21 protein-coding genes are annotated in these 21,870 nt (G+C 65.5%); 4 read left to right on the top strand and 17 right to left on the bottom strand.

What is annotated here, in order from left to right:
• Window positions 1-177: 177 nt before the first annotated feature.
• Together eccD and mycP are read left to right on the top strand one after the other, a co-directional pair.
• Window positions 178-1,644, top strand: a complete 1,467-nt coding sequence (gene eccD, locus ABEA50_RS28085; protein WP_345499296.1) for a type VII secretion integral membrane protein EccD — start codon at window positions 178-180, stop codon at window positions 1,642-1,644.
• Window positions 1,641-3,035: a type VII secretion-associated serine protease mycosin gene (gene mycP, locus ABEA50_RS28080; protein ID WP_345499295.1), complete on the top strand. Its 1,395-nt coding sequence runs from the start codon at window positions 1,641-1,643 to the stop codon at window positions 3,033-3,035. The genes eccD and mycP overlap by 4 nt, the downstream gene beginning before the upstream one ends.
• 829 nt (window positions 3,036-3,864) lie before the next feature.
• Here mycP and ABEA50_RS28075 read toward each other — a convergent pair.
• The 6 genes from ABEA50_RS28075 to eccB all read right to left on the bottom strand — a co-directional run bounded on the left by ABEA50_RS28075 (window position 3,865) and on the right by eccB (window position 8,965).
• Window positions 3,865-4,305, bottom strand: coding sequence for a hypothetical protein (locus tag ABEA50_RS28075; protein ID WP_345499293.1), 441 nt, complete (start codon window positions 4,303-4,305; stop codon window positions 3,865-3,867).
• Window positions 4,306-4,394: 89 nt separating this feature from the next.
• On the bottom strand, window positions 4,395-4,673 hold the full coding sequence (locus ABEA50_RS28070; RefSeq protein WP_345499292.1) for a hypothetical protein: 279 nt from the start codon (window positions 4,671-4,673) through the stop codon (window positions 4,395-4,397).
• A 379-nt stretch (window positions 4,674-5,052) separates the two neighbouring features.
• The gene (locus ABEA50_RS28065; protein WP_345499291.1) at window positions 5,053-6,525 is read right to left on the bottom strand and encodes a hypothetical protein; all 1,473 of its coding nucleotides are present in this window, start codon (window positions 6,523-6,525) and stop codon (window positions 5,053-5,055) included.
• A complete protein-coding gene (locus ABEA50_RS28060) occupies window positions 6,522-6,806 on the bottom strand; it encodes a DUF7162 family protein (RefSeq protein WP_345499289.1) in 285 nt (94 codons plus the stop codon). Before ABEA50_RS28060 ends, ABEA50_RS28065 begins: the two co-directional genes overlap by 4 nt.
• Before the next feature lie 431 nt (window positions 6,807-7,237).
• Complete coding sequence (locus ABEA50_RS28055; protein ID WP_345499287.1) at window positions 7,238-7,471, bottom strand: hypothetical protein; 234 nt, start codon at window positions 7,469-7,471, stop codon at window positions 7,238-7,240.
• Between the two features lie 9 nt (window positions 7,472-7,480).
• Entirely contained in the window at window positions 7,481-8,965 is a 1,485-nt protein-coding gene (eccB, locus tag ABEA50_RS28050; protein WP_345499286.1) for a type VII secretion protein EccB, read from the bottom strand.
• 113 nt (window positions 8,966-9,078) lie between these two features.
• Between eccB and eccE the strand changes: the two genes are divergently transcribed.
• The gene (gene eccE / locus ABEA50_RS28045) at window positions 9,079-10,722 is read left to right on the top strand and encodes a type VII secretion protein EccE (protein ID WP_345499285.1); all 1,644 of its coding nucleotides are present in this window, start codon (window positions 9,079-9,081) and stop codon (window positions 10,720-10,722) included.
• Between the two features lie 241 nt (window positions 10,723-10,963).
• Here eccE and ABEA50_RS28040 read toward each other — a convergent pair whose 3' ends face one another.
• Together ABEA50_RS28040 and ABEA50_RS28035 are read right to left on the bottom strand one after the other, a co-directional pair.
• Entirely contained in the window at window positions 10,964-11,533 is a 570-nt protein-coding gene (locus tag ABEA50_RS28040; RefSeq protein WP_345499283.1) for an NADPH-dependent FMN reductase, read from the bottom strand.
• A gap of 97 nt (window positions 11,534-11,630) precedes the next feature.
• On the bottom strand, window positions 11,631-12,443 hold the full coding sequence (locus ABEA50_RS28035) for an S-methyl-5'-thioadenosine phosphorylase (RefSeq protein WP_345499281.1): 813 nt from the start codon (window positions 12,441-12,443) through the stop codon (window positions 11,631-11,633).
• Window positions 12,444-12,766: 323 nt separating this feature from the next.
• On the opposite strand from ABEA50_RS28035, the gene ABEA50_RS28030 reads away from it, so the two are divergent.
• The gene (locus ABEA50_RS28030) at window positions 12,767-13,081 is read left to right on the top strand and encodes a metal-sensitive transcriptional regulator (protein WP_345499555.1); all 315 of its coding nucleotides are present in this window, start codon (window positions 12,767-12,769) and stop codon (window positions 13,079-13,081) included.
• Between the two features lie 96 nt (window positions 13,082-13,177).
• On the opposite strand, the gene ABEA50_RS28025 is transcribed toward ABEA50_RS28030, so the two are convergent.
• The 9 genes from ABEA50_RS28025 to ABEA50_RS27985 all read right to left on the bottom strand — a co-directional run bounded on the left by ABEA50_RS28025 (window position 13,178) and on the right by ABEA50_RS27985 (window position 21,795).
• Window positions 13,178-14,083: a TAXI family TRAP transporter solute-binding subunit gene (locus ABEA50_RS28025; protein WP_345499280.1), complete on the bottom strand. Its 906-nt coding sequence runs from the start codon at window positions 14,081-14,083 to the stop codon at window positions 13,178-13,180.
• A gap of 84 nt (window positions 14,084-14,167) precedes the next feature.
• Window positions 14,168-15,601 carry a sensor histidine kinase gene (locus ABEA50_RS28020; RefSeq protein ID WP_345499279.1) on the bottom strand — a complete coding sequence of 478 codons (1,434 nt, stop codon included), beginning with the start codon at window positions 15,599-15,601 and terminating at the stop codon, window positions 14,168-14,170.
• A 34-nt stretch (window positions 15,602-15,635) separates the two neighbouring features.
• The gene (locus tag ABEA50_RS28015) at window positions 15,636-16,295 is read right to left on the bottom strand and encodes a response regulator transcription factor (protein ID WP_345499278.1); all 660 of its coding nucleotides are present in this window, start codon (window positions 16,293-16,295) and stop codon (window positions 15,636-15,638) included.
• A gap of 128 nt (window positions 16,296-16,423) precedes the next feature.
• The gene (locus tag ABEA50_RS28010) at window positions 16,424-17,779 is read right to left on the bottom strand and encodes an MFS transporter (protein ID WP_345499276.1); all 1,356 of its coding nucleotides are present in this window, start codon (window positions 17,777-17,779) and stop codon (window positions 16,424-16,426) included.
• 55 nt (window positions 17,780-17,834) lie between these two features.
• Entirely contained in the window at window positions 17,835-18,128 is a 294-nt protein-coding gene (locus ABEA50_RS28005) for a hypothetical protein (protein ID WP_345499274.1), read from the bottom strand.
• A gap of 58 nt (window positions 18,129-18,186) precedes the next feature.
• A complete protein-coding gene (locus ABEA50_RS28000) occupies window positions 18,187-19,020 on the bottom strand; it encodes an LLM class F420-dependent oxidoreductase (RefSeq protein ID WP_345499273.1) in 834 nt (277 codons plus the stop codon).
• A gap of 51 nt (window positions 19,021-19,071) precedes the next feature.
• Window positions 19,072-20,013, bottom strand: coding sequence for a tRNA pseudouridine(38-40) synthase TruA (gene truA / locus ABEA50_RS27995; protein WP_345499554.1), 942 nt, complete (start codon window positions 20,011-20,013; stop codon window positions 19,072-19,074).
• A gap of 149 nt (window positions 20,014-20,162) precedes the next feature.
• Window positions 20,163-20,681: a 50S ribosomal protein L17 gene (gene rplQ / locus ABEA50_RS27990; RefSeq protein ID WP_345499271.1), complete on the bottom strand. Its 519-nt coding sequence runs from the start codon at window positions 20,679-20,681 to the stop codon at window positions 20,163-20,165.
• 55 nt (window positions 20,682-20,736) lie between these two features.
• A complete protein-coding gene (locus ABEA50_RS27985; protein ID WP_345499269.1) occupies window positions 20,737-21,795 on the bottom strand; it encodes a DNA-directed RNA polymerase subunit alpha in 1,059 nt (352 codons plus the stop codon).
• Between the last annotated feature and the right edge of the window lie 75 nt (window positions 21,796-21,870).

Below are 21,870 nucleotides of genomic sequence, written 5' to 3'. Positions count from 1 at the left end.
AGAGATCCCCCTCTTCGCCAGCTGTGATTCGGCCTCAGTGTAGAGGGCACAGCCGATATGTCGTACAGTTCGACCAGCATTCTGCTGTCCAAACGGTGGGTTCGCAAGCCCGCCTCCGGCTCACGGGTTTGCGATTATCGGTGGTTAGAGGGTTAGGAAGAGTTGGGGGAAACTGGCTTGACGCACGCGCGACTTGATCACATCGAGGAAGACTCCTCGCGCGGAATCGTCCGCGCACCCGATCTGGCACGGGTGACCATTCTGGCCAAACACACTCAGGTGGATATGGCGATCCCGGTCGATGTGCCGGTGGCGCTGGTGATCCCCAGTGTGGTCGACATGGTGGCACAACACAGCCGCACCAACGAGTTCGACAACGACGGCGAACGCGTCGAACCCTCGGAGTGGGTGCTGGCGCGAATCGGCCACCCCCCGTTCTCCAATTCGCTGAGCCTCGGCGAACACGGCGTGCGCGACGGCGAATTGCTGATGCTCGAAAGCGCCTCGCACACCGCGCCGACACCGCTGTTCGACGACATCATGTACAACGTCGCGATCGCCGACACCGACCATTACCGCACCTGGACCCCGCGCACCGCGCGGATCACCGGCTCGGTACTCGCCGGACTCACCATGATCGCGGGCTGTCTCGGCCTCGCCTTGTCCCCCGGCGCGCTGCCGGTGTGGATCAGCGGCATCGTCGCGCTGGCCGTGACGATCCTGCTCGTGGTGGCGGGCATGGTGTTGAGCAGGATGTACGGCGACACCCCGACCGCGCTCGTGCTCGGTGGTTGTGCTTTGCCGCCCGCGTTCACCTCGGGTCTTTTGCTCGTTCCCGACGGCTTCGGTTGGGCGCATGTGCTTCTCGGCTCCGCACTGCTGGGCGCCACGGCGATTCTGGCGTGGCGAGTGACCGGGGTCGGGCTCGCATTGTTCATCGGTACGGCCACCGTCGCGGTGTACGTGGTACCCGCATCGCTGATCGCGTTGCTCACCGAGCAGCCGGAGCGTGCGGTCGGCGCCGGTGTAGCCGCACTCGGTCTCGGCGGACTCGCGCTCTCGCCAAGGATTTCCATGCTGCTGGCGAAGCTCCCGCTGCCGCCGGTCCCCTCGCCAGGCACCCCGATCGACCCCACCGAGGACGACCCGGACGATCACCGCGCGCTGCCGACCATGGAAGCGTTGCGGGTGAAAGCCGAACGCGCACGGATGTATCTGGCCGGGCTGGTCGCCGCTACCACGCTGGTCACCGTTCTCGGCGCGATCGGCGCCACCGACCCGACCGCGGAATCGCCCTACTGGCAAGGCATCGCGTTCGCACTGGTGTGCGCGGTGGTGCTGATGTTCCGCAGCCGCACCTACGCGGGCGCCGAACAGGCCGTCGTCCTCATCGCGGGCGGCGCCGGAATCGTGCTGATCATGTTGGTGGGCGCGGGATTCGCCATGGATCAGCCCCTGGCGGTCTTCGGTGCCGCGATGATCGTGCTGATCGGCGCACTGATCCTCAGCCTCATCGTCCCCAACCAGTCGGCCACCCCGCCGATGCGCCGCGCCGTCGAACTGCTGGAATACACCTTCGTCGCCGCGGTCATCCCGCTGGCCTTCTGGGTAACCAGCCTCTACTCCCTCGTCCGCGGGCTGTGAACCGGACGTTGCGCGTCGCGGCCGCGGCCGCGGCGGTGGGTTTCAGCGCGTCCTTCGGGTTGGGGCAGGGGGTGGCTTTCGCCGATCGGCCGCCGCCGGTTGACGCGGGGCAATTGCCCTCGGGAGACTCTCCCGCGCCACCGAAAAAGACCGAGTTGGGTACCAACTCGGTCTGCACGAGCACCCGCAAAGGCGGGGATGGACCCGGTGTCCCACCCGCACAGCAGGCGCTGGATCTGGCTCGGGCGCACGAGTTCTCCACTGGCGCAGGGCAGCTCGTCGCGGTGATCGACACCGGAGTCCAACACCACTCCCGGCTGCCGAACCTGCAGGGGGGCGGCGACTACGTCTCCACCAGCGACGGTACCGACGACTGTGACGCGCACGGAACTTTCGTCGCGGGCATCATCGGTGCCAGTGCGGCGCCGGGGTTTTCCGGTGTCGCACCGGACGCAAACATCCTGGCGATCCGGCAGTACAGCAGTCAGTATCAGGAAGAGGGCACCTCGCGCGGACAACGCCCGGAAGATCCACCGAAGGGATACGGCCCGATCGAGACACTCGGCTCGGCAATACGCAGGGCTGCCGATCTCGGGGCGAGCGTTATCAATCTCTCGCTGGTCATGTGCAACCCAGGGGACATCAAGGATGGCGGGGTCGGTGCGGCACTGCAATACGCGGCCGTCGAGAAGGACGTCGTTGTCGTGACCGCGGCGGGAAACAAGGAGGAGACGTGCCAAGCGGGAAACCCCGGCCTGGACCCGCTACACCCCGATACCGATGGCTGGAACACGGTCACCACCAACGTCACTCCCGCCAGATACGACCAATACGCACTTTCGGTGGGATCGATCGATGCGAACGGACAGCCGTCGAAATTCTCGGTCCCCGGCCCGTGGCTCGGTGTCGCCGCACCGGGTGAAGGCATCGTGTCACTGAATCCCCGCGACCCGAACGGCACCGCCGACGGCACGGTCAAAGAGGGCAAGGAAGACACCCTCCAAGGCACCAGTTTCGCCTCTCCCTACGTCGCAGGCCTGGCAGCACTCGTCCGCTCCCGCTACCCCGAACTCAGTGCGGCACAGGTGATCAGGCGCATCGAAGCCACCGCCCACGCCCCCGCCGAAGGCTGGAACCCCTACGTCGGCTACGGCGCCATCGATCCGATAGCAGCCCTCACCAGCGAAGTCCCCGAAACTATTCACGACAAGAAGCCGACACCACCCCTGAGCAAACAACTCGCGGTCCCCGCACCCCCACCCCCACCGGACAACTTGGCCCGCAACGTAGCCCTGATTGGCACCGCAAGCATCCTTACCCTGCTGATCCTCGGCTACCTCGCGTCCTTCCCGATCCGACGCAAGTTCGGGCTTTCCGACGACGATATGTAGCTAGAGTCAGCCGATTCGCCTGGAAGTATTGACTTCCAGGCGCCTCGGAAGTCAATTACGTTGTCGCAGGACACCTCTGGTATGACACGGCTAAAATGATCAGAAAATCGTTTCCTGAGGCGAATACACAGGCTCGAAACGAGCAGGAAAACACCGATTGCCCTGCGTGCTGCTTCCGACACGCAGGGCAACCTGCTTACAGTACCGAAGAATCAAACGTCGACACTAACGACCCTAGACAGGGACGTCATTCAGCGGTTCCATTGAATTTGGGTTTGCGGAGAGATATGGAATTTACTGCCGGGCCCAGGAGTGCAAAGGGCAGAGCCTGGGCCCGTCTCTCCCACACTGCGCAGGTAGTCGTCGCATTGCTGCTCAGTATCAAAAGTTGCGTTCGGATCATATTTTTCAGCTGCTGCTACTCCACCATGGAACACAGCGGCACCGCTGAATAGAAGTGCCCCAACACCAACAACAAGTCCCGCAGCCCTTGAGTTTTTCCGCATGTCTTATCCTTCGTTCATAGACTCATGAATATCGATCGATCCTTGAAATTATCACTTACAGAACTATCACCCCCGATACTTTGTCCGACACATATAGGGACGCATGCACGGAGCGATCGGTTCCATCTATTTCGAAGAACCCAGCGAAGGACCACCCAGGCTGACTGGCCAAGTTAGCCACATAGAGGCCAGCGCTGCGGGGCGCAGACCGCACGACCATCGGGCAAGATGGAACGGCGTGACCACATGGGATCACGCCGTTTCAGTGAGTCCATCGGCACAGTGTCCGGCAGTTGGGTCGATTCGCCCAGCTAACGCAGCGCCTATCGAGAGTCTGTGTAGTAGACAATCATCGAAGGGCCGATTTCGTCAGCAGTCTCCTCATCCAGCGGAGGTTTGAACACTATAGTCTCGATCGCCACGTCCCCTAGGCCAGCGACCGTCCCATCGGCGAACTTCTTCAACAGATCGACAACTCCCTGACTTCCCTTTCCCGACGGGTTGGCTTGGGAGCCGTGATAAACGATATTCGATCCGGCTGGAATTTCGCCCGAGACACTAACGTCGGAGTCCAGGCTGTAATAGACATCGACGATCTGCTTGAACTCGGCGTCTTCCGTCAACACCGTGCGCATGGTCATATCCAAGACCCTGATGTCGTCGAACGTGTCCATTCTGTCGGCCACGTCTCTGAGTAGCGCTGAAAGCGACCCACCTTCCGCGCCCTCCACCCTGAAATGCAGTTGTCTCCACTTGGCACTCATTTTGCTGGCTCCAAACTACTCATCCACCGATGCCCAGCGACCACGTTCCGTGGCCGACAGACCGAGACTGGCGGTCATGACCGCTCGTATTATTTGCGACCGCGCTTCTGCTTGTTCCTGTCGCCCTCGTACTTCTCATTCTTCTTGATCTTCTGCTTGGCCCGGTTGTAGGCAGCCTCGTCACATCCAGATCTACCCTGCGCTTTGCAATCAAGCGCGGCCTGCTCGTCGGCCGACAGAGTCTCCAACTGCGGCTTATTCTGGTGGACTGGCACGGTGATTGACGTGTGCGCCGGTGCGGTCTCGGCAGCATTGGCGACGGCCGGGCAGATACCGCCAAGCGGTGGAGCAGCGAGCAGCGCGACCAAGGCGATTCGTGTGCGTGGATTGAATTTAATTGCGGCAGAGCCTCGTCCGTTATCTGACAGTTTGTTCCGTCAGCGGATTGGACGACTCCGCGCCTAGGACGGTTCCACTCTGAATGTATGACGAACAACACTAGATGTTTAACTGTCGCGAATAATCCGAAACGATACGTGTTCCCGAAATAGCCGCACAGCCGGATAAAAGCGATTGCCCCGAACAAAGAGGACAATTGCTACACGTGTCTACCCCTGCCGCAAAACATTAACTGACATTGATCACTCCCGCCGTGGTCCGGTTCATATCACCATCGACTGCTCCACGACTGTCGGCGGGACCCACCGGACCCACCGGAGCCAGCGCGGGTCGAGTTGCCGTTCGCTTCTACTCGTCGTCTGATCCGGGATCAACCACGGCCAAAACAGGTTCCGAGCGCCGTTGACGGTCACGGCCGCTTCCGTACACTGCAGGAAGACCGAACAAGCTGCTTGTCGATGCGTTGGGATCGGGACCTTCCTGGTCGCTCACCTCGGCAGCGCTTGGCTGAGTTGATTCTCCTTCAGCACTAGCTGATTCGTCGCCCTCCGCTGGTTCCGATGGCTCGTCGCCCTCCGATGGCTCGTCCGTCCCGGGAGGGGCTTGGTCGTCTACCGGGGGCTCGCCGCCTGGCGGCTGGCCGTCCGGAGCGGGTCTGTCTGGGGGTGGAGGGGGAGCAGCTCCAGGATCGTCGTTGCCGACTGCGTGTTCGAAGGTGTTGGCCACCTGGTCGGCCGCGTCGGCGAACTGCCCGGCGGCGTTACCTGCGGCTTCGACTAGGCCCTTGCCGACTTCGCCTGCCGCGGTGAGTAGTTCCGGAACGGTTCCGGTAATGCCGCCTACTGCCGTGATCAAGCTCGTCACGTCCTGCGGCGTCCATGATTCCGGGTTCATCGCAGCGGTCGGAGCCGATGCGGGCTGGCCAGCAGGCGCGGGGGCAGGCGCAGCCGAGGAGCTGCCCGCCGGTGCACTCTCTGGGCTTTCCGGTGCCGTTGTACTCTCAGGACTTCCCCCTGCCGGACTTCCTCCCGGTTGAGCAACCGGAGCCGCCGCGGCAACCGTGGCCCCTTCGGGCGCCGGAGCGGTGCTCGGCGGATCGTCCGTTGCTGGCTGCGAGTTCGTCGCCGGTTGATCATCGCTCACCGGCGCTCCCGCAACTGGTGCGCCGGACTCCGCCGGCTGTGGTTCGGTCTCTGGAGCTGCGGGAGGCGTTGTCGCGGCGATCTGTTGGCCAAGTACGGCTAGGCTCGGATTATCCTGCGCGTGATCACCATTGGGGATATCGAGCGGGTCGCCGTCGCCGAGCTGTTCAGTCCGCTGCGCGACGACATCCTGGCACTGCCGTATCGATGTCTCGACGTCGGTTTGCGCGCCGAGCATTTCGTTGAGAGCCGTCGTGATCGCCGTCTGATGACTGTACAAGTCCCCATCCGGGTCAGCGGTATTCGCCGATCCGGAAACCGTCCAATCGTCGCCGACGGTGAACCCCGCATCCGTCGCGGTGGCCACTTTGCTCAGCAAAACGTTGCGATATCCGACGAGCGCGCCTCCGCCGTCTATGAAGGCCTGCGCGAGGTTGGCGATCTCGTCCGCAACTTTCTGCGCGGCGTCGCGGTCGCCAGCGACGCGGTCATACGCCGCGAAGTAGGCGTCGCCACTCCAGTGCGAGCCCGCCTGCCTGATCTGTTCGACAGTCGCCCCGACCAAATCCATGAACTCGCCGCCGCGAGTCTTGATGCCCTCGCCCATTTCACGCAGCTTGGCCGGATCCCACTGCGATTGGACCTCACTCAGCGTCGGCGTCGTATCCGTGGACCTCATCGATCGACACTCATCGCGTTCAGACCATCACGAAACTCTTGATCGGTGACCTCGTAGTTGGTCGCTCCGCCCTTGGCGATATTCGATACTCGCTTGCAACGCATAGCCATTCGCAGCCAAGCAGCCTCGATGCCACTATTCGCCGTCGTGCAAGCGTCGGCCACCGATGAGGACGGCAACGCTCCAGTGGTGATCGGCGGCGCCTTCAATTGGCCTATGTCCCCTGCGATCTTGTCCATCGAAGCTGCTAAAGCCCGTAGCTCCGCCGGATCGACCTTCATATGACCCCACCATTCATCAGACCCTCCCCATCGCTGGGGTCGAGCGTAACACCGTCGCGGCTCGAAACGCCGTGTCCTGCACATACAATCATCGACCTACCTTAGGCAGCCGTTCCGTCTCGGGCGCGCCGGTTGTCGGCCACGACCGAGCAAGGTGCGGTACATATCGTTGCTCGCCGTGCCTCTGCCGCTCAACGGATTTCGTAATGCCACTACAGGGTTAGATGCAGCAACCACCCCGGCGGTTCCATATGTGACGCAGGTCACATATGGAAAAAAACTTGTGCCTCATCACCCATTACTTAAAGGTGCTGACACAGGCCAGGTTTCGCGACGAGCAGGTAATCCGGTCGAGGCGGCGGGTGTCAGCGGCACTCGCACACGGGCCGATGAACGCCGGCCCGTTCCGATCCACCGCGGACGGCATCGAGTCAGCTCGACCCGCGTTCGATCCTGACCTGCTCGAGCAGCGTTTCGTAAGTGTCGAGCTCGGACGTATCAACCCTGCCGTATCCCGAGATCTCCCAGGGAATCGGGCAGGGAGGTGCGTGATCCGGATTCGGGCACAGCGCGTGGATGATGCGCTGCTTCACCTCCCCGGCTTCGGCTTCGGTCGCGAATATGCCCAGTCGTATTTCCCACACGGCGGGCTCATCGTCAGCCATGTCACTCGCTCACTTCGGGGACGCCACCGGTTCCTTGGCGGGCGCCGAGTCCGGTGCCACGCCGTCGTGGGCGACCATGGCTTCCTCTCGACCCATGGTGGGGCCGCCCGCGAGGAGGCCGACGATCGGCCATGGGGCGAGTTCGGGCTTGACGCCCGACTGCTCGTCCATGCCAAGGGCTTTCAGCGACTCCATGTCTTTGATGCCGAAGCGGACGCCGGTGTCGCCGACATAGAACATGCTGTCGCGGCGTTGGCTGTCCGGCTCGATACCGGTGGTCTGTACGAAGGCACCCGAGCCCGGCTTGAAGTACACCGAGTCGAGGTTCGGGCCGCTGTCGTCGGCCTGTGCCAACGGCACCAATTTCGCATCGGCGGGCATCGGCAGACTGACGCCGGTGAGCACCGAGAGTTCGGCCCGGTTGGCGCCGCCCGCGTCCTTCGAGGCCGCCGTATTCGGCTTCCAGGACAGGCAACTGATGGGCTGGTCCTTGCCATCGAGCGGAGACGGCGCGGTCTTCGGGTAATCCCCCACCTGGAGCCGGTTCGTTGTATCCGCCTGACTGTGCTCGAACTGAGTGATCGTGGGATTGCGGTCCGCGCCGGGGTTCGAGTTGCGGATGATGTCCGCGGTCACCGGTGTGATCGCCTGCAAGCCATCGGTGAGCACCACGAAATGCTGTCCGGTGCCTGCCTCTTCGACGACCTCGCCCACCCGGTGGTCGCCCACCGGGTAAGTCGTCTCAGCGCCGGGATCATCGATGCGCGGCGGCTCGATCGGCCACACCTCGGGAATGGCGTTGATCAGCCCCTCACTGACCGGGCGCGGGGTCGCACCGCGCATGTGCAGCGCGTCCATCACGGCGTTCACGGAGGTGTTCACCCTGGCGCGCTTGTTGTCGTAGATGAGGTAGGTAGCCGACTTGCCCTGCACGAGCATCGCTTTGTCCGCGGGCATCGGCGACGACTTCTCGCCGAGGTCGAGCTCGCCGATGAGCACGGAGGTGGTGACGTTGTTGGTGCCATCGATTTTCATCGAATCGCACACCGTCCACGGGCGACCCGTACCGGCCTTGTCGAAGTTCAGCGAAGCGGGCGCACCAGGAATGCCGATCAGCGGGCCGCGTGGATTTTTGCTCAGCTCAGAGTCTTTGACCGTGCCTGGCTTCTCGGCGCCGCCCGCGGCCAGCCGCGCCGAGGCCAGGTTCAACGCGGGATGCACGACGTCGTCGATCTTGACGTACACCGCGCCCGAATCCTTGCCGATGAGGATCTTGCTGCTGCCCACCTTGTCCTGCGGACGCAGCAGTGCGAGCAGACCGCAACCGGCGAGAACAACGCAGGCCAGCACGATGCCCACCGTGTAGGCGCGCGACTGCGAGCGCATCGGATCGTGCAGCATGCGCACGTCCCTGCGCACCAAGGCGTGTTCCATCCGACGTACCAGGAAGCGGTAACCGCTCACCTGCCAGCGCGTGGTGGGTCTTGAAGGCATTTTTCCTCCCCCGAACAGTGCTCGCGTTCGCGGAACACAGTACAGTTCGCGAGGAATATTGTTCAGCTCGGCCGCCTGAAAACGGCTGACACCGGTTTTCTTGGGGGACGACGATGGCGGAATCCGCTGGCGCGGCACCACGGCCACTGCTGGGGCGCATCTCGTTGCACAACCTGTTGGTCGCGCAGGTCATCGCCGTGATCGCGGGAATTGGCGCGCTGATCGGTGGATTGCCAGCACTGGCGGCGCTCGGCGTCGCGATCGTCGTCGGACTCGTTCCGCTGATCTCCATCGGCAAACGGACGCTGCTGGATTGGATCGCCACCTGGTGGCACTACCGCACCAAGCGCGGCTACGGCATCGGCGACACCGTGGATTTCCGTGGCAGCGACGGGCGTTCGCTCGGTTTGTACTGGGATGGCAGCCGGGTGGTCACGGTGGTCGAGGTGCTCGCCCCTCCCGGCGGCCTCACGCGCATCGCGCGCACCACGGTGCACGCCTCGCACCTGCTTCCGCTGCCCGAACTGGCGAAAAGTCTGAACCAGCACGACATTCTGCTCAGCGGCATCGACATCATCAGCCACGGCCACCGCAGCAGGTCGGGCACGCCGGCGGGCACGATCTACGAGTCGTTGCTCGGTCCGTTGCCCGCGACGGCGCACCGCACGGTGTGGTTGGCGATCAGCTTCGACGCGGTCGCCTCGCCCGCGGCCGCGCAACGTCGTGGTGGCGGCACCGACGGCGCGTCCAGGGTGGTGACCATCGCGACCCAGCGCATCATGCGCGCGCTGGAAGACGCCGACTGCAACGCGCGTACGCTGACCGCCCCCGAGATCAAGAAGGCGGTCCAACAGATCACCGGTGGGCTCGATCCGCGCACGCTCGAACATCATTGGCGCTACGCCGAAATCGGCAACAGCGTGAACATCGGTGGTGCGGTGGACCCGCAGAAGCTGGGCTCCGATCTGCTCGCCCAACTCTGGGTGGCGCCCTCACGTGGCACCACGGTCGCGGTGCGGCTGCGGCCGGGCAGCTCGGCCGAACAGGTAAGCGTCGGTGCGGCGTGGCGACTGACCGCGCGCGAATTGCCCGAACGCAGCAAGCTTTCCGGCATGGTCTCGCTGAGCGGTCGGCATCGCGAGAGCCTGTTGGCGCACCTGCCGATCGCGATTCCCGGCGTGGACGACACCGTCCCGATGACCGAATTCCCGATCTCGGTGATGGATTCGTTGCACCTGCCTTCCTCGGGCTGCGGGCAGCTGATCGGATCGGACGACGAGGGTAACGGTGTCGCGGTGCGAATCATCGGCGCCGGTATCTCGACCGTCTACGTGGCCGGTGAGCTGTATTTGGCGCAGCAGTTGGTGTTCCGCGCACTCGCGGTGGGCGAGCGCATCCTCATCCGCACCGACCGCGCGCATGCCTGGGAGAACCTGATCACCACGATCGGCAATCCGGAACGCCTCACCATCGCCGTCGAAACTCACCAGTCCGACGCGGGCTTCTCGGCGACCGTGGTGGACGGGGTGCTCGCGCCGGCGCCGCACGCCGGTGTCACCACGATCTACGCGACCGGCGACCCGATGGGCTGGCCGGCCACCCGCCCCGATCTCTCGATCCATCAGCCGGGCGCGATCGGCAACCACGTCACCTTGCGCACCGGCACCGCCCAGGTCGACCTCACCCTGGTCTCGATCCCGAAGGAAGCCACCTACATCGGCCAGCCACGCGGTCGCCGGGCCATGGCGAATCACTGACAGTCGGCCCACACGCGATGCGCGAATCGATCACCGCATACCCCGGTTCGCCCGCACTGCGCAGCGCCCGCCGGTTGGCCGATCCGAAACCCTTGGGTCACCGGCACCTACGGCCGCTGCATGCGGAACCGACACCTTCGGCGTACTCGCGCACGTGGGGGCGTACAGACTCGCGGGCGGGTCGCCGCTGTCGAATATGCCGAGCGAGTGGGTATTTCGGCGGCGCTGTTTCCCGTTCGACCTACGCGCGACTACCGGGATACGGTTGGCTCGCTCGCGCGACCCGCAAAGCCTGTGCCCACCAGGCGAGTTGAGTCAGTAGCCGTTCAGCGGCGTCGATGGCCGCGCCGTCTTCGGTTTCGCCGTGTTCGTCGAATCGCTTCTTGGCCCGGTGGAAACTGACCGTCTCGCGAATCGAGACCATGTGAATCTCGGCGACCACCTGGCGCAGTTGTTCCACAGCACGCACACCGCCCGCGAGCCCGCCATAGGAGACGAACCCGATCGGCTTGGCCCGCCATTCGTGTTTGGCGCTGTCGAACGCCGTCTTCAGCGACGCGGGATAGCCATGGTTGTACTCCGAGGTGACCGCGACGAAGGCGTCGGCGGCGTCGAGCCGAGCGCGGAAGGCCGCGGTCTCCTCGGTATCGGTGAGGTCGGTCGGCAATCCGGTTTCGGCGAGATCGAGGACGCCCGTGTCGAATTCGGTGTGCGCGCGGGCCGTGCGCAGAAACCACTCCGCCACGACCGGTGCGAATCGTCCAGGTCGCACACTGCCGACGATAATCTCGAGCCGCAACGGAGTGTCCATCGCGCGAGTTTAACCGCGCCGGTTACCGCCCGAAGGGCACTTGCCTACCGACGCGAACACGCCGCACGTGCGAACCGCTGCCGCACCGATCCCGGCGTTACGGCAGCTCGAACGGCAGCGAGATGCCAGCGTGCACCTGACAGCGGTCGCAGGACTCGGTGCCCTCGACGGCTGTGATCGATCTACGGATCAAATCCTTGAACGGTCCGAGATTGCGCTTGAACTCGGCGAACACATCGGTGGCGTGCACACCGTCGCCATGTTCCACACCGGCGTCCAGATCGGTCACCAATGCCACTGCGGCGTAACACATCTCGAGCTCTCGGGCGAGCACGGCCTCGGGGTGTCCTGTCATGTTCACCAGGTCCCACCCCTGCGCGGCGAACCATCGGCTCTCCGCCCTGGTGGAGAAGCGCGGCCCCTCGACGACCACCATGGTGCCGCCCGCACGTACCGGCAAGTCGCCGGGAGCGTCGGATTCGAGGACAGTGGAACGCAATTCGTCGCAGTAGGGATCCGCGAAGGACACATGGATACCGCCGCCGTCGAAATAGGTGTGCGCACGTCCCGAGGTGCGGTCCACCAGCTGATCGGGCACGGCGATGGTGCCGGGCCCCCAGTCGGTGCGCAGGCTACCGACGGCGCACGGCGCGAAGATCCTGCGCACACCGAGCGAACGCAGTGCCCACATATTGGCCAGGTACGGGACGGTGTGCGGGGAGAACTCGTGCCCCTTGCCGTGCCTCGGCAGGAAGGCCACCGGCCGCCCCGCCACCTCGCCGACCGCGATCGGCGCACTCGGGGCACCGTAGGGCGTGGTCGGTTCGATCTCGGTGGCCTGATTGTCGAAGAAGTCGTAGAACCCGCTGCCGCCGATCACGGCGAGCGCGGCCCTGCTGCGAGAACCCATACCGTGATTCTGCTGTACTTTTGACCGCGCGTGCACGGCGGACCATGCCGCAGCCTGACAACCGACACGGGCCGATGTACCCTGAGGGGGTATCAGATGCGTGGCGGCTGTCGCGAGCGGGCCACCCAAGACACCGTGCAACCCACGCGATCGCAGTTGACGCGGCGCCCGCCCAGCGTCCCGTCCCCCAGTACCACGGCAGTACCCGACCGAGCACAGCGGCAGAGGAGAAATCGGTGGCAAGCAAGGAAACCGACACCGACGAGCTCACGACCACCGTGCCCGTCGACGAACTACCCGAAGCCGAGCTGCCCGAGGCCGAGCTGTCTGAGGTCAAGGCTCCCGCCGAGCACGCGACACACGGCTACATCACCGGGAAAGACGACTACCTCAAGCGGCTGCGTCGGATCGAGGGTCAGGCGCGCGGCCTGCAACGGATGGTCGAGCAGGAAAAGTACTGCATCGACATACTCACGCAGGTCTCCGCGATGACGAAGGCGCTGCAAGCCGTCGGCCTCGGCCTGCTCGAAGACCACCTCGGCCACTGCGTGGTCGACGCGGCGATCGCGGGCGGCCCGGAAGCCGACGCCAAGATCAAAGAGGCCACCGACGCTATCGCCCGCATGGTGCGCTCCTGACCGGAACTGCCGTCGGACCGGATCGGTACCCGCCGCGACAGCCGAACCGGACGAGTCGCCCGGCCCACGACATGGGCAACCAGTCGGCAGGCCATCTCACCCGTGCCATTCGCGATAAACAGCGGCCGCGCCAGGGTGCAACGGCACTGAACCGGTGGTGATCAGCGAACGTCCGTCCAGAAATTGCGTCCCCGCGGCCTCGTTCGGGACCAGCGAATCCGCTTCGTACAGGAGTAATTCCACGATCGCGGCAGCCTGGGCTTGCCCGAGGGACGCGGCAGCGAGCAGGAGGTTGGCCACCCCGATCGTCTGCACCGCCGCGCCGCCGGGGTACACGTCGGCGGGGATCTGGACGTGATCGTAAGCGGGTCCGAAGCGTTCGCGCATCGGCCCGGTCAGTTCGCCGATGCTCACCAGGCGCATACGGGCGGGGATATCGAACAGGCGGGTGGGCACCCCGCCCGCCCACAGCAGCGCATCGATCTCACCGGCGGCCAACGCCCGCACCGCGACCTCGAGCGGATGATGCGAAGCCACCACATCGTTCGCGGGATCGAGCCCGGCCGCCCACAGCATCCGCGCGCCAGTCGACGCGGCACCGGACCCATCCGCCCCGAGACTCACCCTGGTCCCCCGTAGGTCGCCCACCGCACGAACCGTGCTGTCCGCGCGCACCACCAGTTGCAGATAGTTCTCATACACGCGACCCAACGCGAACGCACCCGACGTAGCCTCACCCACCGAATCCGACAGTGTCAGTGCGACATCCGCGCGCCCATCCGCCAGCAGCCGCAAGTTCTCCCGTGACCCCGACGTGGTCAACCGTTCGATACGCACCTTCCCCGCACGCTCGGCCGCCGCGACCACCAACCCGGCGAACGCGTGATAAAAACCGCCCGCCTCCCCCGCCGCCAACCGCACCGGCGTGCGGCTCGACCCGTCCGCACACCCCGCGAGCACCGCCCCTGCCGCACCCAACATCAGCAATCGCCTACGGTTCATCGTCGTCGCCCCCCTGTCATTCCCGTACCGACCGAAACGACAGGTGTCTGCTTGCGTTCCCACACTCGCCACCAGAAGCCATCATCAACGCGCCCTCGCCGGTAGCCGCACGTCGATCGAAAGACCATGCGGTAAAGCCGGTTTCACGGTGACATCGCCGCCGTGTGCGCGAGCCAATGTCACCGCGATCGGCAGGCCGAGCCCGGAACCGCCCGATGCGGCCGAGGAACCTCGGAAGAAGCGAGTGGTCAGTTTGTCGATCTCCTCGGGGGCCGCGCCGACCCCGTCGTCGACGACCGTGATGGTGACCCACTCCGGTGTCGTCATCACGCGCATCGTCGTGGTCGCGGCGGGGCCCGCGTAACGCGACGAATTACTCAGCGGCACATCGAGTATCTGCGCCAGCACCTCCGCCGAGACCAGCACATCGGCCGCACTCGGCGCGTCGAGCACCAGGCGTTGCCCCGCCGAAGCGTAGGCCGCACTCCACGCGTCGAGGCGATCGGCGACCACCTGCGCCGCATCGCAGTGCTGTTCGGCGTGTTCGGCGTGTTCGGCGTGTTCGGCGTGCTCGGCAGGGAATGCCGTCGGTGTCTCGGCGACGGCGAGCGTCAGCAGGCCGTCCAGCAGCAGCGTCAACCGCTCCACCTCGGCGCTCGCGCCGCGGAAGGTGTTCGCCGCGTTCTCGGGGATCGCGGGCTCCAATGAATCCAATCGAATGGTCAACGCCGCCAACGGGTTACGCATGGCATGCGCGGTATCGGCGACGAGTTGACGTTGCGCGTCCACCGAATCGGCGACCGCGAACGCCATCGCGTCGAACGACTCCGCGACCGCGCGCATCTCCGGCGGACCGCCGTACCGACGGGTGATCGACCGCGCGTGCGGCCTGTCCGCGTGCCCGCGTGGTTTGGGCAGGGTGGCGGCCAGTTCCGCGACCGCACCCGACAGCGCGGCGAGCGGTCGTAGAACCCACCGGCTCACGGTGAGCGCGAGCAACGTACACACCACCATCGCCGCGACAGCCCCCAACGCCGTCCACGCCCACGCGCGTGCGATATCGGCCCGCGCATTCGCGGTCGAGGCCTCGATCACCACGGCACCGTTCACCTGGACTCCGGTTCCCACCGGCCGCGTCACCAACATCGAGGCCGCGCCCCACGGCGTCAACTGGCGCACGACCTGCGGGCGCTGGTTGCGTCGAGCCGCCGCAACGGCGGAGGCGATGCCGGGGTCGGTCAGGTCGACCCCCGCGTTCACCGTCAACGCGCCCCTGGCATCCACCACGAGCACGTTGTCGCCGTACAACTCGTGATAGCGCCGCACCTCGTCGTCGAGTCCTCGACGGTCACCACCGGCGGCATCGGCGAGGGTGGCGAACCGATCGGCGTCACCGGAGCGCGCGAGCAGCAACTGCTGGGTGCGACTGGTCGCCACCGTCGAGGCCAGCGGCACCGCGAACCCGAACACGGCCAAGACCGCGAACGCCGTCAGCGCGATGAGCAGTCGACGCCGCACGGCATGTCCTCGGCCGGTGGGCGCGCACGCCCCGTCACTGCCCCCACCGATACCCGTAGCCGCGAATCGTCGTGATCAGTCCCGGCCGACCGAGTTTCGCCCGCAGGCCGGTCATGTGCACATCCAACGACCGTGACACGGTGACGAAGGCGTCACCCCAGATCCGATCCATCAACTGTTGCCTGCTCACCGCGGCGCCCGGCCGCACGACAAGCGCGGCCACCAACTGGAATTCCTTCTGGGTCAACGTGATCGGCTGGCCCGCCACCTCGACGGTGTGCGCGGCGAGGTCGACGCGGACATCGCCGGTCCGCACAACGGGATTCGCGCGTCTGGCTGGCTGCTCGGCCCTGCGCATGGCGTTTTCCAGTCGCGCGATCATCTCCGCGATCCGCGGCGGCTTCACCACGTAATCGTCGGCACCGCCGCGCAGGCCGCGCACGATGGTGCGTTCGTCGCTGCGCGCGGTGAGGATCAACACCGGTACGGCGCTGACCTCGCGCAGCTGTCGCAACACCACCAGACCGTCGCAATCGGGCAGGCCGAGATCGAGGATCACCGCGTCGTAGCCGGAATGCGCGGTCAACAGATCCGCGCCGCGCCGCATCCGATCGGCCCGATAACCGCGCGCGTTGAGCGCTTCCACCAATGCGTCGCCGACGCCGTCGTCGTCCTCGACCACCGCAAGCCGCACACGCCGATCCTCGCACAAGCCGAGGATCGGCGCGGGTGCCGGGCGGTCGGCCACGCGCGCCTGTGCGCGTGCGCCCGTGCACCGCCGCCTCGATGCCGCCCCCTCCGACGGCACCGGCAGCGGGTTCATCACCTGGCGGCGGCGGTATCGCCGCGCGCGGCGGATTCGTCGGACAGTTCGTCATCGATCGGCGAACGATGCGAGGTCTCCCGCATGAAGTAGTACGTGACCAGTGAAATCGCCACACATACCGCCACATACCAGAAGTACACGGACTCGTGGCCCGCCTTCTTCAATGCCAGCGCGATCGTCTCGGCGGTGCCACCGAAGATCGCGACCGTCAACGCGTACGGCAGCCCGACTCCGAGCGCGCGGATCGCGGTCGGGAACAGTTCGGCCTTCACGATCGAGTTGATCGAGGTGTAGCCGCTGACCACCACCAGGGCCAGCATCATCAGCGCCCACGCGCCGACCGGATTGCTGGTGTGCGCGAGCACGGTCATGATCGGCACGGTGAGCACGGTGCCGCCGACGCCGAAGAAGATCAGCAGCTTGCGTCGTCCCACCTTGTCCGAGAGCGCACCGACCAAGGGTTGCAGAATCACGAACACCAGCAGCGCGATGAAATTGATCCACGCGACCGTCGATTTCGGGATGCCGGAGGTATTGATCATGAACTTCTGCATATAGGTGGTGTAGGTGTAGAACGCGACGGTTCCCCCCAGGGTCAGTCCGGCCACCAGCAGGCATTCCCTCGGGTATTGCAGCAGGATGCGCAGCGAACCGCGCGACTTCTCCTGCTCGCCCGCCTGTTTCGCCTTTCCCTCGACCGCGCGGAACTGCTCGGACTCGTCCATCCCGCGCCGCAACCACATCACCCCCAGCGCACCCACCGCGCCGATCACGAACGGGATGCGCCAGCCCCAGTTGTTCATCTGGTCGTTGTCGAGGAACTGTTGCAGCACGATCTGCACGCCGAGCGCGACAAGTTGTCCCGCCACCAGGGTCACGTACTGGAAGCTCGAATAGAACCCGCGCTTACCCGGCGAAGCCACCTCCGACAAATACGTCGCGCTGGTGGCATATTCACCGCCGACCGACAGACCCTGTAACAGTCGCGCGAGCAACAAGATGACCGGCGCGGCGATGCCGATGGTCTGGAAGCCCGGCGTCACCGCGATCAGCAGCGAACCGGCGGCCATCACCGTCACCGACAGGGTCAGCGCGGAGCGGCGGCCGAACTTGTCGGCATACCGGCCCAGCGCCCAACCGCCGATCGGGCGCATCAGGAACCCGACCGCGAATACCGCCGCGGTCGAGAGCAACTGCGCCGTCGCATCGTCTTGCGGGAAGAAGGTATTCGCGAAATACACACTGAACGCCGCGTAGACGTACCAGTCGTACCACTCGATCAGGTTGCCGATCGATCCGCGCAGCACGTTCGCGATGACCCGGCGCTCGCTCGTGGGTTTGGTGGTTGTCACTGACTCTCCTCCATCCGACGCCTCATCGCATCGCCGAAAGCCAGTGTGTCGGCAGTCACAGCCGAACGGAACCACCCGCGGCGCTTCCTAACATTCCCTTAGGGCGATCATCCCCGCCGTGCCCGTCCCCCGAACACTCGTCATGCCTATCGATGACGGCGCGGCCACCGACGACGACCCTTTCCGTCGCTTCCAGTAGCGGCTGAACCCAGAGCAGGTCGCTCGGCGCGGATCCGCCGAGCCAGAAAGCGCCGAACCCGAGCTGTTCCAGCTCGCGCGCCTGTGCCGCACCGAACTCGTCGTGGCCGCTGCGGAACACACCGAATTTTCCGAAACTGCTGAGCGTCATGTTCCGTCAAACATGCTGTTACACCGAAATTCCCGGTGCAAGGCGCGCAAGACCCCGCTCAGGATCCGGTCAGCAACGGCGCCAATGCGCGCAGGGTCGGCCCCTCGTCGGGTTCGACCACCTGAATCGCCACGTGGTCGGCGCCGTTGGTCAGGTACTCACGCAGCCTGGCGGCGATGGTCTGCGCGTCACCGTGGGCGAGCACCGCGTCATAGAAAAGAGCGCTGCCCGGTTTGACGAGGTCTTCCTCCGACAAGCCGAGCCGCAGCAGGTTGGCGCGATAGTTGCGCAGGTTCAGGTAGAACTCGATCCTGGGCCGTGCGGTGGCGCGCGCCCGTTCGGCGTCGGTATCCAGCACAACCTTGTGTTCGGACGCCACCAGGGCATGCGGCCCCACGACCTCACGGGAGACCGTGGCGTGCTCCGGCGTGGTCAGGTACGGCAGCGCGCCCGCTGTGCGGTCCGCGGACAGCTTCAGTACCTTGGGGCCCAGCGCGGCCAGTGCTCGGCTCTGCTTCGGCACGCCCGCCGCGTCCAACTCGTCCAGGTACTCCACCAGCGCGTCGTAGGGCTTGCGGTAGTCGGTGTTCGCCTCGGGATGCCCCGCGCCGACGCCGAGCAGGAAACGGCCGGGGAAGCGCGCCTCGATCCGGTGGAAGGCCTCGGCGGCCTGCTTCGCCGGGGCGGTCCAGATATTCACGATGCTCGTACCGACGACGATCGATTCCGTAGCCTCCAGCAACGTCTCGACACCGGGCAGATCAGCGGGCGGCGAGCCGCCGATCCACAACGTGCCGTAGCCCAGTTGCTCCAGCTCACGCGCGTCCTCCGCACTGAAGGCCTGGTAGCTGCCGCGCCATACTCCGAATTGTCCGAGACCGTTGAGTGCCATGCTTCGAGTGAACCACTCCGCGAGGATCGGTATTCCGCCGGCGCGCGAAGTTCAACTACCGCAACAGCCTTCGTCCGTCGCGGGGACCGTCCGCATTTCCCGCGTCTGCGCGTTGCGCGCGGCAAGGTCGGTGTTCGCGGGATAGTCGACCGATATCAGGCTAAGTCCGTGGGCGGGAGCCACCGTGACGGCGCTCGACCGCGTGGTCTCGTGCACAAGCCCACCGACCCACTCCGGCGTGCGACGCCCCTCCCCCACCGCGAGCACGGCGCCGACCAGACTGCGCACCATCGACCAACAGAACGCGTCGGCGCTCACCAGCGCGGTGAGCTGATCGCCGTCGCGCTCCCAGTCGAACCGTTGCAGCTCACGGACGGTGGTCGCGCCTTCCCTTCGCCGGCAGAACGCCGCGAAATCGTGCAACCCCAACAGCTTTCGCGAGGCGGCACGCATCGCCTCGACATCCACTCCCGGCCGACAGGCGACCACGCTGCGCGCGCGCAGTGGGTCAACGCCGTAGGCGGCCGTGGTGAGCCGGTAGATGTAATGGCGCCGAATCGCCGAGAACCTCGCATCGAAGTCAGGCGGTGCGAGCGTGGCATCCGTGATACGCACATCCTTCGGCAGGAACCGCGCCATGCGCCGGACCAACCCGGCGACGTCCTGCGGGGTAGCGCCGCGCTTGCCGACCGTTGATCGGCCTGCGCTTCCGGTTCCGTACTCGGACACCGTGTCGGAACGCCCGGGGTCCCGTCCCGCAACACCGAGGCGCTCCACGTCCGACGCCGCGACACCGAAGGACATCGTGTCGAAATGCGCGACCTGGCCCTCGGCGTGCACACCCGCGTCGGTGCGCCCTGCGACGGTCAACTGAATCGGCTCGCGCAATACCTTGCTCAGCGCCTCCTCCAGCAGCCCCTGCACGGTCCGTAGGCCGGGTTGACGAGCCCAACCGACGAAATCCGTTCCGTCATAAGCGATCTCGAGCCGCACCCGAACCGGCGGCACGGCCGTCGCCGCGGTCGAATCCTGCACCGACACACCGTCCTCCTGAACGAACGAACGAGCCCGCCATCCCGGAGAACAGGTGGCGGGCTCGCTCGATGCTTGCGCGCGTGCGAACAAACGCACGCGCGGTGAACTCATGCCTTGTCGTCGGCCTTGGCGTCGGCTTCGGTGTCCGACTCGGCGCTCTCGGCGACAACCTCGTCGGGAGCCTCGGCCTCGACGACCTCGGCGGCAGGCGCCTCGGGCTGCTGGGACGCGGCGACCCGACGTGCGCGGTCGGCCTCGTTGGTCACGGTCTTCTCCCGGACCAGCTCGATGATCGCCATCGGCGCGTTGTCACCCTTGCGGGGCACCGTCTTGATGATGCGGGTGTAGCCACCCTCGCGACCCTCGAACGACGGACCGATCTCCGCGAACAATTCGTGCACGACGTCCTTGTTGCGGATCACCTTGAGCACCTCGCGACGGTCGGCCAAGCTGCCGCCCTTCGCCCTGGTGACAAGCTTCTCGGCGTAGGGGCGCAGCGCCTTGGCCTTGGACTCGGTGGTCGTGATCCGACCGTGCTCGAACAGCGCCGTCGCCAGATTGGCGAAAATCGCCTTCTGGTGCGACGCCGACCCGCCGAAGCGGGCACCCTTCTTGGGCTTAGGCATTGTGGTTCTCCTGTGTCATAAAGGCCGGATCCGGGGTGCCTACACCCCGAACGGCCTAGAGCTGTTCGGTTTCGGCGTAGTCCTGCTCGCCGCCGTCGGTGTCACTGAACGTGCCGTTGTCACTCCACGTTCCGGTGCTCGCGTCGTAACCCACCACGGTGGACGGGTCGAACGACGCCGGGCTGTCCTTGAGCGAGAGGCCGAGCGCGTGCAGCTTGACCTTGACCTCGTCGATGGACTTCTGGCCGAAGTTACGGATGTCGAGCAGATCCGACTCGGTGCGGGCGACGAGCTCACCCACCGTGTGCACACCCTCGCGCTTGAGGCAGTTGTAGGACCGGACGGTGAGGTCCAGGTCCTCGATCGGCAGACCGAAGGAGGCGATGTGGTCCGCCTCGGCCGGTGAGGGGCCGATCTCGATGCCTTCGGCTTCGACGTTCAGCTCACGGGCCAGGCCGAAGAGCTCGACCAGGGTCTTGCCCGCCGAAGCGAGCGCGTCCCGCGCGCTGATGGAGTTCTTGGTCTCCACGTCCAGGATGAGCCGGTCGAAGTCGGTGCGCTGCTCGACACGGGTCGCCTCGACCTTGTAGGTCACCTTGAGCACCGGCGAGTAGATGGAATCCACTGGGATCCGACCGATTTCGGCACCGGAGGCCTTGTTCTGCACGGCGGGAACGTAGCCGCGACCGCGCTCGACAACGAGCTCGATCTCCAGCTTGCCCTTGTCGTTCAGGGTGGCGATGTGCATGTCCGGGTTGTGCACCACGACGCCGCTCGGCGGCACGATGTCACCGGCGGTGACGGTGCCCGGGCCCTGCTTGCGCACGTACATCGTGACCGGCTCGTCCTCCTCCGAGGACACGACCAGACCCTTGAGGTTCAGGATGATGTCGGTGACATCTTCCTTCACGCCGGGGACGGTGGTGAACTCGTGCAGCACGCCGTCGATACGAATGCTCGTGACCGCGGCCCCCGGAATCGAGGACAGCAGGGTACGCCGAAGCGAGTTGCCGAGGGTGTAGCCGAAACCCGGCTCGAGCGGTTCGATGGTGAACTTCGAGCGGTTCTCCGCGACGACCTCTTCGGTCAACGTCGGACGCTGTGAAATCAGCATTTAGGATCATCCTCCTGTTTGGGCGCCCGCTATTTGACGCCTCGTTCTAGGGGTTGTGTGCGCGCTCGTCGCCGA

Source organism: Nocardia callitridis (assembly GCF_039543305.1).
In the GTDB taxonomy this organism is placed as follows: Bacteria; Actinomycetota; Actinomycetes; order Mycobacteriales; family Mycobacteriaceae; genus Nocardia; species Nocardia callitridis.
This window is presented reverse-complemented; position numbering and strand designations above follow the sequence as displayed.